Consider the following 15031-nt stretch of genomic DNA (forward strand, 5'->3'; position numbering starts at 1 on the left):
ACCTTACTGATTTACATTTCATCTACAAGTTGTTCAATTGAGGTGAAAACAGATATTGTTTCGGGTAATTTTTCTTTTTGCAAAAATTGTACTTGCCTTCCTAGAATCCAGAAATTAGGATTATTATAATTATTTCCCATTTGCACAAAATCATGAATATACTTTTCAATCTTATCCTCGGAAGGTTGTAATGTGAAGTAGGAAACGAAGCATGCATTCTGAAAATGTTCCATTAAGCCCGCGAGATTCTCTAAAGGAACCGCTGGCCCAAGAAATATTGTTTGGTAGCCTCTTCTTACTATCTCGTAATTTATAAAAAGTAGCCCAATATCATGAATTTCATTTTCAGGTAAGAACAGTACAAATACCTTATCTGTTTTAAAAGGTTCGAGTTGTTGGAATTTTTCGGTATTGATTAGAATTTTTTGTTTAATCAATTCCGTAATAAAGTGCTCTTGAGCTGGTGTTATCGTATCCGTTTGCCACAACAACCCCATTTCGTTAAATAATGGGATAAAAATATCATAAAAAATAGTATGAAAGTCTTTGTTCAATAAAAGTGTATTGTAGGTGTTCATGAACAAAGCTTGATCATAATTCACCATGGCGAACTTGAATTCATTTATGATTTGATTATCGCTATTTTTATTAAGTTGTATTTCATTGACCAAAGCAGGAATTTCCTCTTCCGAAATTTTTGCAATCTTCGATATTTTATATCCATCATTGTATAAATAAACGATGTTCAGCAATTTTTGAAGGCTAGTCAAGCCATAGGTGCGTATGTTAGTGTCAGTTCTTTCGGGTTGCAACAGACCATATCGTTTTTCCCATATACGTATGGTATGGGCCTTGATTCCCGATAGGTGTTCCAAGTCGCGAATGCTGAAACTTGTCTTTACAGTGTTCATCTATTTTTATAAAACATTAAACAAAAATACACTAAAATACGAGTGGTAATCATTTAGAAACGTTAATTTTTAGAGTAATTTTCTTAACCATCTTGTTTGAAAAATTTAATTGAAGCCTTGATCATGAAAAATACGCTAGGCTTTAGCAATCCAACCTTAGCACATAAAAATAACAATAGTTACGATAGAATACAGGAAAACGGAAGAATTATAATACAATTGCGTGAAATGTTGCAGAGTTTGTAATTATGTTAATAAGGCTGCTATTTCAGTGGATGCAAATCTAAAAGTACTTTGCGAACCTAAATTTAAAGAAAAATAGCGTTTTACTATGCCCTACAATGATGGATTATAAAGACCATAAAAAAGCCTCCTAAAAATTAGGAGGCCTGGTGCCCACGACTAGATTCGAACTAGCACGTCCTTGCGAACACTACCCCCTCAAGGTAGCGTGTCTACCAATTTCACCACGTGGGCAAACGTAAAAAGTGTGGCAAATATAATAAAGTATTTTCACCGAGAGTCGGTTTGATTAAAGATATCACGATAAAAATTTATAGACGTCAAATGAACAAAGCATGGCTGACACCACCCATGAACCTAGTTCTTCCTGAAGTCAATCATGGCATCAAAGAGGGCTGCAGCAAGTACAATCTCGTTGTTCAACAACAAACGCTTCATAAGTCACATCGGGTTATTCCAATTGTTATTTTATAAGTTACTGGCTCTTGCGCTTTTTTTGGGCTAAATTTATGACCATGAAAAGAAGAGATTCCCTCAAAAAAATAATGTTGGGTGCTATCGTACCCTGCGTTTCACCTTCCGTATTGACCAATAGTAAATTTCAAGTATGGCCATTTTCAAGAGGTGTCAGTTTTAAAAGTGATTGGCAAAACTGGCCTGATATGAAATGGGTCGGTCCTCAATATTGGGGGAACAGATTGCAAGATTGGCTTCTTAAAGATGGAAAAGTTACATGCGATGTTACCGCGGCCAATAGAAACCTACATTTGTTAGCTGTACAAAAACCTGAACAAAATATTGCTTTCACTACTTCGGTGGCGGTTGAGATTATAAATGGAAAATTTGCTTCGCTTGAAGATGGATGCCTGGGTATTCGTTTGGGGGCAAAAGGGCCTTTTGATGACTATCGGTCGGCAGCCGTATTTGGTAAGGGGCTGGATATAGGCCTTAAACCGAACGGAAATCTTCAAGTAGGGGAGACTATTTTAAAAACAAAATTGAATTCACTTCCTGAGAAGTTCGGATTACTGATTGAGGCAAATCCCGATAGAGATACCTGTTCCCTTAAAATTTGGCTTACGGCCATTGAAACCAAAGAAATTTATTTCGAAAGTGCGGCAATCAATATTTCTTCATCCGAATTAACGGGTAATTTTGCGTTATTGGCCCATTGTCCCCAAGAAAAAAAGAATGCCGAAGATTTGGCCCCATCGGTAACCTTTGGCGATTGGACCATCACTTCCGAAGAACTTCGCTTGAATGAAGAGCAATCTTTTGGTCCCATATGCTTCGCTCAATATACGCTTAACAACCGAAAATTAAAGTTGACATCCCAAATGGCTCCTATAGAGGCTATCAGAGACCATGGCGTAGATTTTCAAATTAAGGAAGGAAGTGCATGGAAAACTTTGGCTACGGCTCAAGTTGAACATATTGGTAGGGCAGTAAATTTTTCCATCAACGATTGGACTAAAGACCAAGATGTTCCGTATCGAATTCGGGTAAAACTTCCATTAAGAAATAGAATTGAAACCTATTATTATCATGGAACCATCGCCCAAGAGCCCCAAGCCAAAAACAAAATAAAAACGGCGGTATTCAGTTGCAATTTTCACTACGGCTTCCCTGACAACGATATTCCATCGAATACAAAAAAACTGGACCCTGATATTATTCTATTTCTTGGTGATCAATTCTATGAAGCCACAGGCGGTTTTGGAGCTATGTACCGTGGTGATTTTGATAAAACATGTCTTGATTATCTACGTAAATGGTATATGTTCGGATGGTCGTATCGCGATGTTTTTAGACACCGGCCCTGTGCGATTATTCCCGATGACCACGATGTGTATCACGGTAATGTGTGGGGTGAAGAAGGTAAACAAGCTGATGTCAGTGAAGGGTTTGGGGCATCGGCCCAAGACTCGGGCGGGTATAAAATGGCTGCCGATTGGGTAAACATGGTACAGTTCACACAAACTAGTCATTTGCCGGATCCTTTTGATGCTACACCGGTAAAACAGGGTATTGGGGTGTACTATACCCAATGGAACTACGGAGGAATCAGTTTTGCCATTTTAGAGGACAGAAAATTTAAATCGGCCCCAAAGCATGTGCTGCCAGAAGAAGCTGATGTATGGAACGGGTTTATAAAAAATCCGGATTTTGATATAAAGGAGCATAAAAATTTGAAGGCCGAACTGCTCGGGGAACGGCAGCAGAAGTTTCTAGAAGAATGGGTAGAAGACTGGGGTAATGACGCACAAATGAAAGTAGTGTTGTCACAGACTAATTTTGCGACGGTTGCGACACTGCCCAAGGAGGCCCAAACAGATGAGGTGGTGCCTTCTCTACATATTCCTCAAAAAGGGGAATATGTGCTGGGTGATAAGCCTACGGCAGATATGGATTCGAATGGATGGCCTGCGAATAAGCGCGATGAAGCGGTAACAATAATAAGAAAGTGTTTTGCTTTTCATATTGCGGGTGATCAACATTTAGGCAGTTTCATTCAATACGGCGTTGACGAGCATGGGGATAGCGGCCATGCATTTGCCGGTCCCGCACTCAATAATATTTGGCCTAGAAGGTTTTGGCCAGCGGTAAATAGTGCCGAACATACTTATCAAAATCCCGCCTACACGGGAAACCATGTTGATGGATTTGGTAATAAAATGACGGTTAAGGCTGTTGCTAATCCATATAAAACAGGACATCAGCCCGAAATACTTCACGATAGGGCAACGGGCTATGGCATGGTAACTTTCAACAAAACCGATAGAACCATTAAAACTGATTGTTGGTCGAGATTTGTAGACCCGACGCAGGGCGAAGCCGTTCAAAATGCCGGTTGGCCCATTACCATAAAACAAGAAGATAATTATGCACGTAAACCTGTTGCATGGTTGCCCAAACTACAAATAGCGAACGAAACGACACCTGTAGTTTCGATTTATGATGCTAATGCCACGTTGGTCTATTGCGTTCGGTTGGCCACTAGCAGTTTTAAACCTAAGGTGTTTGCACCAGGCAAGTACACCATTGTTGTAGAAGATACGGATAGGAAAGTAAAAAAATCCTATGAAAAGATTAAGGCAAAAGAACGAAATAAGAAGATTATCAAGGTCGATTTTTCGGTTTGATAAGACGGCTATTAAAGACACATGTTGAATATTTCAATGTACTAAAAACGAATACCGCCAAATTCATAATGTAATGCGAGCAATACGACATTCCCTTTCCATACTCATCCTAAGTTTGCTTTTATATGCCTGTAAAGAGGATAATCAAAAAATGGAGGTTATTTCCACAAAACCGAATATTCTAATCATCAATATCGATGATATGGGTTGGAAGGATGTTTCCTTTGCCGATGCTCCGTTTTATGAAACTCCCAATATCGATGCCCTGTCAGAGAAGGGAACGTGGTTTGTTAATGGGTATGCCTCGGCGGCCAACTGTGCGCCAAGTAGGGCCAGTTTGATGACCGGAAAGTGGACACAGCGCCATGGTATTTTTACGGTCGGAAACTCAGACAGAGGGAAATCTAAGGATAGAAAACTAATTCCCATTGCCAATACCACCATTCTGCCTGATAATTTCTTAGTGCTCCCCCAAATTTTCAAGTCCAACGGCTATGCCACTTGTCATGCCGGAAAATGGCACATTTCTGAAAATCCGTTAGAAAAAGGTTTTGATGTAAATATTGGCGGTAGCCATGCAGGGCACCCCTCCAGTTATTATCCCCCCTATAAAAATGTAGACTTGAAGGCGGCCGAGGGCGAGCGATTAACCGATGTGGTTATGAACGGCGCAATTGATTTTATTAGCAAAGTAAAAGAACCATTTTTTATCAATTATTCCCCATACGCTGTGCATACTCCAATTCAACCAGTGCCTTCACTGGTCGAAAAATACAAGAAAAAGAGGGCTTCCATAGGTCAAAGTAATGTAGACTATGCTACGATGATCGAGAATCTTGATGATAATATCGGGCGCTTGATCAATGTTTTAAAGGATACCGATAAATTAAAGAACACCTTTATTGTATTTACTTCCGATAATGGAGGGCTTTTCGCCGTCAGCAATCAGCATCCGCTTAGAGCGGGAAAGGGAAGTTATTACGAAGGAGGTATTCGCGTTCCGTTCTTTTTTGTTTGGGAAGGAAAAATTCAGGAAAGCAAACAAGATAAAACTCCCATTTCCAATTTAGATATCTTTCCAACCCTCTTGGAAGTCGCCGGAATCAAAATACCCGATGAAGAAAATGATGGAAAAAGCTTACTGCCTATCTTGGTAGAAGGTAAAAAATGGGATGATCGACCCTTGTTTTGGCACTTTCCAATTTATCTACAGGCAGTTGCGGCTAAAAATGAGAATCGGGATCCAAAATTTAGAACACGACCCGGTTCAATGGTGCGCTATGGCAAATGGAAACTACACCATTATTTTGAAGATGATGGTTTGGAACTTTACAATCTCGATGAAGATTTAGGTGAGCAGCACAATTTGGTCAATACACAGCCTGAAAAAGCAAAAGAGCTATTCACTATGTTAGAAGAGTGGAGGACACGAACCGATGCCCCGATACCTAAAGCGGAGAATCCCGGGTTTGTGCCTTTGAAATAACAAGAGGTGCTGTAAATATGCTGCTGGTGTAGTTATTAAATTTTAAGATTCATTGGGTTATTGCCTTTACAAATATCATTTCAGAAAACGGGCTGTAATAGATCAAGTTTTAGAAATTGAACACAATCATTTTGGGTCTAAGGCGAAAATTCCATTTTGTGAACCCTTAGATACATTTTATAAATTCACGCCAACATGTCTTTCATCATAATTGAATTGATTTGCTCCAGCAAAATTGCAAACCTTGATTATTATAAAAATTGCAAACAAAATGTTAGTATTAAAAAAGTATATGCGTATTCCGCAGATAGCCATTACTGTGTTTTCGGTATTGTCGATTTTTAGTTGTGTAGATAAAAACGAAGAAAAAGCACCGGAGGGCCAGGCTGCCAAACCAAATATTATTCTTTTTGTTTCAGATGACCACGGTACAGATGCACTGGGGTCTTACGGAAATAAGGTTATCAAAACACCCAATTTAGACAAGCTGGCGGAAGAAGGTGTGCGCTTCACCAATGCCTATTGTACGAGCGCCAGTTGCGCGGCAAGTAGGTCGGTAATATTAACTGGAATGTACGGTCATGCAACAGGTTCGTACGGACATGTGCACGACTATCATCATTTTAGTACATATGACAATGTGCGTTCGTTGCCGGTATTGCTCGAAAAAGAGGGGTATGAAACTGCCCGTATCGGTAAATACCATGTAGCACCGGAAAAGGTCTACCATTTTCAGAAAGTTTTGGAGGCTGACCCTAGAAATACTGTGGAAATGGCAGAAAAGTGTAAAGACGTTTTGTCATCGGACAACCCCTTTTTTCTATATTTCTGTACTGATGATCCGCATCGTGGAGCACCCTTTCAGTCAGAACCATGGAACGAACCCAATAGTTTTGGAAATAAGGCTGAAGGGTATGCCGGTGTGGAGACAGTGACTTATGACCCGAAAGATGTGGTAGTACCTTCCTTTTTGCCCGATACCCAAGAAACGCGTGAAGAAATAGCCCAATACTATCAGAGTATTTCGAGAATTGACCACGGTTTCGGCAAATTAATGGGAATGTTAAAAGCAGCCGGGAAAGCCGATAACACCATTGTTATTTATATTTCCGATAATGGAATGGCCTTTCCGGGAGCAAAAACCACCGTTTATGAACCGGGTATAAAACTTCCTTGTATTATCAAAGATCCTTCTGCAAAGACGAAAGGAACGGTTAACGAGGCCATGATTTCATGGGCTGACCTTACGCCGACAATTTTGGATATGGCCGATATCGAAACTACCGATGTTGCGTTTCACGGTCGGTCGTTCAAAGAAATTGTGGGTGAACGATCTCCTCTGGGATGGGATGAAGTAAAAGCCTCCCATACCTTTCACGAAATTACCATGTACTACCCTATGCGGGTAATTCGCAATAAGAATTACAAACTCATTTGGAATATTGCCTGGCGTTTAGAGTATCCTTTTGCTTCCGATTTATGGGCGTCGTCTACCTGGCAGAGTGTTTATCGCAAGCATGGGGAATATTTCGGTGAACGGAAGTTACAAGATTATCTTTTCCGGCCTGAATACGAATTATATAACCTTGATACCGATCCTGGTGAAATTGTGAACTTGGCCTATGATGAAGATTATGGGGAGGTACTGGAATCGATGAAGCAAAAAATGAAAACATTTCAAAAAGATACTTCTGATCCTTGGCTTATCATGTGGGATCATGATTCTTCCCTACAAGGCACAGGTGTTGATTTATGATACCCTAGATTAAAGCATAGAATATACATAGAACTTAAGTGAAATAAAAAATGATTCATAAACAACAAAGATACCTACTTCTATTTTTGACGATAGCTTTGAACGCAGTAAACGGATATGCTCAAAAAACCATAGAAATCCCGTATCAGGTGGGCGATATGACACCAGTCATTCAAACGGCCTTAAAGGACATTTCAGAAAAGGAAGTAAAGCTTGTGTTTGAAAAGGCGAAATACACTTTTTTACCTGATTATGCCAGACAAAAGTATACGTATATCACCAACCATGGCAATGGTCTAAAGAATATTGTTTTTTTATTTGAAGACTTTGATTCTGTAGAAATTGTAGGTAATGGTGCCGAGTTTATCTTTCATGGTCAGGTCGCTCCGTTTCAATTCAATAACTGTGGGAAAGTGACCGTCAAAAATTTGACTCTGGATTGGGACATCCCCTTTAGTTTTCAGGGCGAAGTCCTGGCCGTAAACGAAGAAGAGGGTTGGCGTGATATCAAACCTTTTACCAAAGGCTATTCTTGGGAACTGAAAAATGGTCGAGTGCAGTTCCCGAATATAGACGGATTCACATTTCCAGAATTGGGTAGTACCCTTGCCTTTGATCCTTTGCATAAACGTGTATCGCATGGAGCGTGGGATATGACGAGTCGGCCGAGATGGGTGGAGCAACGACTGAATGGGACACTTCGTTTCCATGAAAAATTAAAGCACTATCCCCCAGTCGGTTCCGTCTTGCATTCCAAAGGTGATCACGACCATAACCGATATGCGCCAGCCTTTCATGTTAAATCGTCGAAGAATATTCATTTTGAGGGAATCACGATCCACCATGCCCTGGGCATGGGATTTTTAATGGAGCGCACTGAAAACGTCACGATATTAGATTGTGGTATCTATGTACGTGAAGGTTCTGATCGAGTAGTCTCTACCATTGCCGATGCCACCCATTTTTGCAATTGCAAAGGTGATATTTTGGTCGAGAACTGTACTTTTAAACATATGTTGGATGATGGCACCAACGTGCATGGTACCTATGTAGAAGTCGATGAAATATTAGATGACCATACGGTTCGTGTCGCTTTAAAGCACTTCGAACAAATGGGTTTTGAGTTTGCAGGTGTGGGCGATGATATATGGTTTATTCAAAATCCGAGCCCAAAAAGGGCTGCTGAAAATGTAGTGGTCGCCGTATCTGTTCTTAATGACCGGTTTACAGAACTCCGATTCAAAAATAAACTACCCGATGGTTTGACCAGTGGTGATGTGCTTGAAAACAAAACATGGAACCCTACCTTTACTATGCGAAACTGTACCATAAAAGACCATCGAGCCAGAAATGTAGTTTTAAAAACACCCAAGAAAACGGTAATAGAGAACAACGAATTTTCATCGATGATGTCTTCCATCTTTTTTCGAGGCGAAACTTATTTCTGGTACGAATCAGGAGCGGTCGAAGACGTTGTCATTCGTAACAACCATTTTAAATATTGTGCTTATAGTGGTATGGAGCACGCCATTTTATATATTACGCCCCGTTTGGGAAAAACTTTTGATAAAACAGAATTGTACGACCGAAATATCCGTTTTGAGAATAATACCATTGAGACGTTTGATAATCGTATCGTTTGGGCCGATCGGGTAGACGGATTGCTTATTTCAGGTAATACGATCAAGAAAACAACTGATGCTCCCTCGCTCTACCCAAATGCGCCTATTTTCGATTTTCAAAATTGTAAGGATGTTGAGATTTTAAGAAATAGTTACAATGGGAACCATACCAATACCTTAAATTCAGACCCTTATTCCAATAAACGTTTGAAATTAAAAGGGAACAAAGGGTTTCTTGGTATGAATCAATAGAAAAAGTTCAGTTTAAAAACATGGCACAAATGAAACTAAAATCGATTTACTTCCGAATTTGTCTTATAGCCCTAGTCATATTACCTATATACGGTACCGCTCAGAAAAAACCGAATATTTTACTTTTTTTGGTAGATGATATGGGGCTGATGGATACTTCTGTACCTTTTTTGACCGACAAAAATGGAAATCCGCAAAAGCACCCGCTCAATGATTGGTATAGAACGCCGAATATGGAGCGGTTGGCTAAACTGGGTACGCGCTTTTCTACTTTTTATGCACAAAGTGTATGCTCTCCTTCTCGCGCTAGCCTTTTGACGGGTCAAAATGCGGCAAGGCATAGAACCACACAATGGATCAAGCCCAGCGAAAATAATCGAGGAGAGTTTGGCCCCATGGACTGGAATTGGAAAGGGTTGAAAGCTGCCGATAACGCCACACTGCCCAAAGTTTTAAAGGCGGATGGTTATCGTACTATTTTCTTGGGTAAAGCCCATTTCGGTCCTTTGGGGTCAGAAGGGGAAAACCCATTAAACCTTGGGTTCGATGTCAATGTAGGAGGCGGGTCTTGGGGACAACCAGGGAGCTATTTGGGTATGGACAATTACAAAAGAACGAAAATAAAACCCGGGATTTTAGATTATCAGGTTCCGAATTTGGAGAAATATCATGGCACCGAAACCTTTCTCACCGAAGCTTTAACGCTAGAGGCGAAAGAGGAGATTAAGAAGGCGATCAAAAGCAAAGAACCCTTTTTTCTAGAAATGTCCCATTATGCGCTGCACGCTCCCTTTATGACCGATTCGCGGTTCATTGAAAATTATACTTCCATGAAATACGGTGAAACGGAACAGCGGTTCTCGGCACTCGTAGAAGGTATGGATAAATCTTTGGGAGACCTTTTAGATGTTTTGAACGAAGTGGGAATTGCAGAGAATACGCTGGTGTTATTTGTTGGTGACAACGGGTCCGATGCCCCGATTGGAAATATGTACCAAGTAGGGAGTTCGGCCCCATTACGGGGCAAAAAAGGAACACATTATGAAGGCGGCATGCGCGTACCGTTTATCGCGGCTTGGGCAAAACCGGATGTGAATAATATTTGGCAGAAAAAACTGCCCATTGTACAAAATGCCATTCAAGAACAAATGGGAACCATTATGGATATTTATCCTACCATTTTAGATTTGTTAAGCATCGAAACTCCTAAAAAATATGCCGTAGATGGTTTTTCTTTAGGTGAGAATTTAAAAGGGAATAGAAATACGAAGAAACCTGAAATGTTTCTCATGCATTTTCCGCATCAACATCGAAGCAGTTATTTTACAAGTTATCGCAATGGCGATTGGAAGTTGGTATATCATTACTACCCAGAAATGAACGTAGAAAAAGTGAAGTATGAACTTTTTAATCTTTCCAAAGACCCCTATGAACAAAAGAATTTGGCAGCTGTTGAACCCGCCAAACTTAAAAATATGGTAAAGCAGATGAAGACTCGTTTAAAAAAGGAAGATGCACTATATCCCATTGACAGTTCGGGTGAATCCATGATTCCTTTTTTTGAATAAGATTTGTGTGAACATAAAAGTCGGGCCTGAAATCATAATTATAGATTGGAAAACCTTTTTATTTATGAATACATTTCATGTACCTATAAATACATTCCTTTTGTTTAAAATTGTTTCCTTGTCCCATCATAAAAATATTTCAATAAAATAATTACGTAAAGCAAAATGAACTACTTGGGGTTTAAATTTTTTATAGCACTATTTGTCTTGTTTTTTTTCAAGAATACCAACGTTGAGGCGCAAGATAATAGACCAAATATTCTATGGATTACCATTGAAGATTGGAGTCCGGATCTTTCATGTTACGGAACCAAAGGAATTTATACGCCAAATGTTGATAAACTGGCTTCCGAAGGCATTCGCTACAATAGGGCCTTTACTACTTCCCCGGTATGCTCTACTTCGAGATCGGCTATGATGACCGGTTTTTATCAAAATTATATTGGTGCCAACCAACACAGGGAACATCATAAAAAACCATTGCCGTATGGTATCAAACCGGTTCCCAAACTGTTTGAAGAGGCTGGCTATTTTACGACTTTAATGAGTTATAAAACTGATATGAACTTTCTTCCTGACACGAAAGAAGAGCTGTTTATGAACACCAATGACTGGTCTGACCGAAAACAGGGCCAACCCTTTTTTGCCCGTATAACGTTTGGCGGTACGCACCGGTCTTGGAATCGTGATCCGCAACGGCCCATCGATATAAAAGATGTAGCGTTGCCCCCGTATTATGCAGATACTCCTTTTATCCGTCGTGATTGGGCCAACGGTCTTGAGCAGATGCAATTGGTAGACCGAGAAGTGGGAGCGTTACTCAAACGTTTGGAGGAAGAAGGCTTGGCAGAAAATACCATCGTCTTTTTTATTGGTGATCATGGCCGTTGCCACATTCGGGGCAAGCAGTTTTTGTACGATGGTGGTACACGAATTCCGATGATTATGCGCTGGCCGGGCAAGGTTGAACCAGGGCAGGTAAATGACGATATGGTGATGTCAATTGATATAGATGCTACTATTCTTGAAGCTGCTGGGATCACTCCACCTGTTCCCTTGCACGGTCAAGATCTTTTGGGGGAAGAAATAAAAGTTAGAAAATACACCTTTGCCGCTCGAGATAAAATGGATGAGACCCATGATGCTATGCGGTCTATCCGTTCAAAAGAATACAAACTCATTCTAAATTTAATGCCCGAGCGACCTTATCTACAATACAATGAATATAAAGAGGGTGCTTACCCGGTGTTGGCCGAAATGAATATTATGAACCTTAAAGGAGAACTCTCTCCAGAACAAGCTTTGTTTTTCGCGCCTTCTAAACCTGAAATTGAGTTATTTGACCTACAGAATGACCCATATGAGGTACATAACGTCGCTAATAATCCCGAATATGCAGCGGTTAAAAAAGAGCTGTTGGCCGAATTGGAAAATTGGCGCATGAATGTAATCAAGGATCAAGGGGTCTCCGAAGAATTTCGGGCAACGGGTATTTTCCCAGAAAAGAATCCGTATTCGACCGTAGATGAATGGGTAATCAAAAATCAGGAAAATTATGATTTTAATAGGGTAGGATGGCCGGCATGGTACCCGACCCGTACTTTACAAAAATGGGAGGAAGTGCGTGCCAAATGGGAACCCTATGTGATGCGCAAAGCGACACAAAAAGTTTCTAGGCCCGATATTGGTTTAAGGGTGAAAAAGAAAAAAAAGAAATAGGATCGCACATATATTTCAAATCTCTAACGCATAAAAATAGTAAACAAAAAATGGGGAAGTTTTATTTCAACGAGGAACAAAGTTCCTATGATGCCATTGTGGTAGGTACCGGTGTCAGCGGAGGCTGGGCAGCCAAAGAATTGTGTGAGAACGGACTAAAAACTTTGATGCTCGAGCGGGGCAGAATGGTCGAGCACATTAAAGATTACACTACGGCCCACATGGATGATTGGGACTTTCCCCATGGCAACGAAATTTCTATTGCGGAAAAAGCGAAACGACCCAAGCAAAGTAGAACAAACAAAGGAAGGAGTGCCGATTCTTATAAGTGGTTTGTGAATGACCTTGAGCACCCTTATAATGAAACCAAACCTTTTAATTGGATGCGCGGCTACCATGTTGGAGGACGTTCTATAACTTGGGGGCGTCACAGCTACCGTTGGAGCGATATTGATTTTGAGGCCAACAAAAATGATGGCCATGGTGTTGATTGGCCTGTACGATATAAAGATATCGCCCCATGGTATGATAAAGTAGAAAGTTATATTGGGGTTTCGGGAGAGAAAATGGGACTAAGGCAACTGCCTGACGGGCAGTTTCTTCCAATGATGGAGTTGAACTGTGTAGAACAACACTTTAGGGATAAGGTTTATGAAAACTTGGACGGGAGAATCGTTACATCGGGCCGAATAGCCCATATCACGGGAGATAAGGAGTTTGAAGGGCGTACAAAATGCCAGTTCAGAAATCGCTGCTCCAGGGGGTGTCCCTTTGGTGGTTATTTTAGCAGCAACTCTTCTACATTACCAGCGGCCGAACGTACCGGTAACCTTACCCTAAGACCTGATTCCATTGTAACTGAGGTCATTTATGACCCCGATACTAAAAAAGCTACGGGCGTTAAAGTAATTGACCAATTGACCAAAGAAGAGCTGGTGTTCAACGCCAAAGTTATCTTCTTGTGTGCCTCTGCAATTGCATCAGCCTCTATCCTATTGCAATCGAAATCAGACCGTTTCTCCAATGGAATGGGGAACGATTCCGACCAAATAGGTAGAAACATTATGGATCACCATTTGGGTGCGGGTGCAAATGGGAAAATCGAAGATTTTGATGACAAATATTATAAAGGCCGTAGGCCGGGCGGAATATATATTCCCCGTTTTAAGAATATAGATGCCAATTCAAAAAGCAAAGATTACATTCGAGGCTTCGGGTATCAAGGAGGGGCAAGCCGTAAAAATTGGAAAGATGCCGTAGCCGAACTGTCCATGGGGGCAGAGCTTAAAGATGCGATTCTCAAACCTGGCGGTTGGACGATGGGTGTGGGTGGTTTTGGAGAAATTTTACCCTACCAAGACAATCGTATGATTTTGGACTATGACAATTTAGATGGCTGGGGATTGCCGACGGTTACCTTTGATGCCGAAATCAGGGACAATGAATTCAAAATGCGTGAAGATATTGTGGTTCAGGCAGCGGAAATGTTGAAAAATGCTGGATTTAAGGATATCAAAACGAACAACAGCAAATACAATATAGGACATGGTATTCACGAAATGGGTACCGCCCGTATGGGTAGAGATCGCAAAACCTCGGTACTGAACGGTCATAATCAAGTGCATGAAGTACCCAATGTATACGTTACCGATGGTGCTTTTATGGCCTCTTCAAGCTGTGTCAACCCTTCTTTGACCTATATGGCCTTCTCTGCAAGGGCGGCCAATCATGCGGCGCAAGAACTTAAAAAAGGAAACATATAATGGATAGAAGAAAAGCATTGATGCAAATAGGAATGTCTATGGGCTATGTAGTAGCTGCACCGACATTTATGAGCGTTTTACAAAGTTGTAATGACCCCAAAGCTAATGTCTGGGTGCCACAATTTCTTAGCCTAGACCAGGGCACGGTACTTAGGGGGTTGGTAGACGCAATACTTCCGAAAACCAATACTTTATCGGCGTCGGAAGTAAACGTGCATATTTTTTTAGACAGTTTTGCGAAGGAGGTGATGCCTCCGAAGCAAAAGGATCAATTCAAAGCAACTTTGAACCAGTTGGCGGCCAATGCGCTAAAAGGTTCCAATAAGGAGGTAATAAGCGAATTGACCGCAGATGACTTAGCTCCTGAAATGAGAAAGGCATTAACTGGCAATACTGCAGAAGGTGTGCCATTTGCCAAAAATATTAGGGACTTGACCATTTGGGGCTACAAATGCACGGAATATGTAGGGGAAGAGGTTTTGGCATATGATCCAATCCCAGGACAATATATAGCCTGTGGAGACCTGAATGAAATGTCTGGCGGCAAAGCTTGGTCTATTTAACTGAA

At 40.9% G+C, this 15031-nt stretch carries 11 protein-coding genes and 1 tRNA gene; 10 read left to right on the forward strand and 2 right to left on the reverse strand.

What is annotated here, in order from left to right:
* Positions 1 to 11: 11 nt before the first annotated feature.
* Positions 12 to 911, reverse strand: a complete 900-nt coding sequence (locus tag BLS33_RS18065; protein WP_089892894.1) for a MerR family transcriptional regulator — start codon at positions 909 to 911, stop codon at positions 12 to 14.
* Positions 912 to 1034: 123 nt separating this feature from the next.
* Between BLS33_RS18065 and BLS33_RS25315 the strand changes: the two genes are divergently transcribed.
* On the forward strand, positions 1035 to 1157 hold the full coding sequence (locus BLS33_RS25315; RefSeq protein WP_262495085.1) for a hypothetical protein: 123 nt from the start codon (positions 1035 to 1037) through the stop codon (positions 1155 to 1157).
* 144 nt (positions 1158 to 1301) lie between these two features.
* Here BLS33_RS25315 and BLS33_RS18070 read toward each other — a convergent pair.
* Positions 1302 to 1388: transfer RNA gene (locus tag BLS33_RS18070), tRNA-Leu, on the reverse strand.
* 90 nt (positions 1389 to 1478) lie between these two features.
* Between BLS33_RS18070 and BLS33_RS24915 the strand changes: the two genes are divergently transcribed.
* The 9 genes from BLS33_RS24915 to BLS33_RS18110 all read left to right on the forward strand — a co-directional run bounded on the left by BLS33_RS24915 (position 1479) and on the right by BLS33_RS18110 (position 15026).
* A complete protein-coding gene (locus BLS33_RS24915; protein ID WP_176801439.1) occupies positions 1479 to 1628 on the forward strand; it encodes a hypothetical protein in 150 nt (49 codons plus the stop codon).
* Positions 1629 to 1669: 41 nt separating this feature from the next.
* The gene (locus tag BLS33_RS18075) at positions 1670 to 4297 is read left to right on the forward strand and encodes an alkaline phosphatase D family protein (RefSeq protein WP_089892897.1); all 2628 of its coding nucleotides are present in this window, start codon (positions 1670 to 1672) and stop codon (positions 4295 to 4297) included.
* A gap of 73 nt (positions 4298 to 4370) precedes the next feature.
* Positions 4371 to 5783, forward strand: a complete 1413-nt coding sequence (locus BLS33_RS18080; RefSeq protein WP_218129595.1) for a sulfatase — start codon at positions 4371 to 4373, stop codon at positions 5781 to 5783.
* Between the two features lie 271 nt (positions 5784 to 6054).
* Complete coding sequence (locus BLS33_RS18085; protein ID WP_245731537.1) at positions 6055 to 7539, forward strand: sulfatase family protein; 1485 nt, start codon at positions 6055 to 6057, stop codon at positions 7537 to 7539.
* Between the two features lie 50 nt (positions 7540 to 7589).
* On the forward strand, positions 7590 to 9413 hold the full coding sequence (locus BLS33_RS18090; RefSeq protein ID WP_089892901.1) for an alpha-1,3-galactosidase-related protein: 1824 nt from the start codon (positions 7590 to 7592) through the stop codon (positions 9411 to 9413).
* A 29-nt stretch (positions 9414 to 9442) separates the two neighbouring features.
* A complete protein-coding gene (locus BLS33_RS18095) occupies positions 9443 to 10981 on the forward strand; it encodes a sulfatase (protein WP_089893167.1) in 1539 nt (512 codons plus the stop codon).
* A 174-nt stretch (positions 10982 to 11155) separates the two neighbouring features.
* Positions 11156 to 12700: a sulfatase family protein gene (locus BLS33_RS18100; RefSeq protein ID WP_218129596.1), complete on the forward strand. Its 1545-nt coding sequence runs from the start codon at positions 11156 to 11158 to the stop codon at positions 12698 to 12700.
* A 50-nt stretch (positions 12701 to 12750) separates the two neighbouring features.
* Entirely contained in the window at positions 12751 to 14463 is a 1713-nt protein-coding gene (locus BLS33_RS18105; protein ID WP_089892907.1) for a GMC oxidoreductase, read from the forward strand.
* Positions 14463 to 15026, forward strand: a complete 564-nt coding sequence (locus BLS33_RS18110) for a gluconate 2-dehydrogenase subunit 3 family protein (protein ID WP_089892910.1) — start codon at positions 14463 to 14465, stop codon at positions 15024 to 15026. Before BLS33_RS18105 ends, BLS33_RS18110 begins: the two co-directional genes overlap by 1 nt.
* Positions 15027 to 15031 lie beyond the last annotated feature (5 nt).

The sequence above is a fragment of the Kriegella aquimaris genome, from assembly GCF_900103215.1.
Classification (GTDB): Bacteria; Bacteroidota; Bacteroidia; order Flavobacteriales; family Flavobacteriaceae; genus Kriegella; species Kriegella aquimaris.

Bases quoted from the DNA above. Each gene is read 5' to 3' on its own strand.
- BLS33_RS18065 (WP_089892894.1), bottom strand. From the start codon at position 911: ATGAACACTGTAAAGACAAGTTTCAGCATTCGCGACTTGGAACACCTA.
- BLS33_RS25315 (WP_262495085.1), top strand. From the start codon at position 1,035: ATGAAAAATACGCTAGGCTTTAGCAATCCAACCTTAGCACATAAAAAT.
- BLS33_RS24915 (WP_176801439.1), top strand. From the start codon at position 1,479: ATGAACAAAGCATGGCTGACACCACCCATGAACCTAGTTCTTCCTGAA.
- BLS33_RS18075 (WP_089892897.1), top strand. From the start codon at position 1,670: ATGAAAAGAAGAGATTCCCTCAAAAAAATAATGTTGGGTGCTATCGTA.
- BLS33_RS18080 (WP_218129595.1), top strand. From the start codon at position 4,371: ATGCGAGCAATACGACATTCCCTTTCCATACTCATCCTAAGTTTGCTT.
- BLS33_RS18085 (WP_245731537.1), top strand. From the start codon at position 6,055: ATGTTAGTATTAAAAAAGTATATGCGTATTCCGCAGATAGCCATTACT.
- BLS33_RS18090 (WP_089892901.1), top strand. From the start codon at position 7,590: ATGATTCATAAACAACAAAGATACCTACTTCTATTTTTGACGATAGCT.
- BLS33_RS18095 (WP_089893167.1), top strand. From the start codon at position 9,443: ATGAAACTAAAATCGATTTACTTCCGAATTTGTCTTATAGCCCTAGTC.
- BLS33_RS18105 (WP_089892907.1), top strand. From the start codon at position 12,751: ATGGGGAAGTTTTATTTCAACGAGGAACAAAGTTCCTATGATGCCATT.
- BLS33_RS18110 (WP_089892910.1), top strand. From the start codon at position 14,463: ATGGATAGAAGAAAAGCATTGATGCAAATAGGAATGTCTATGGGCTAT.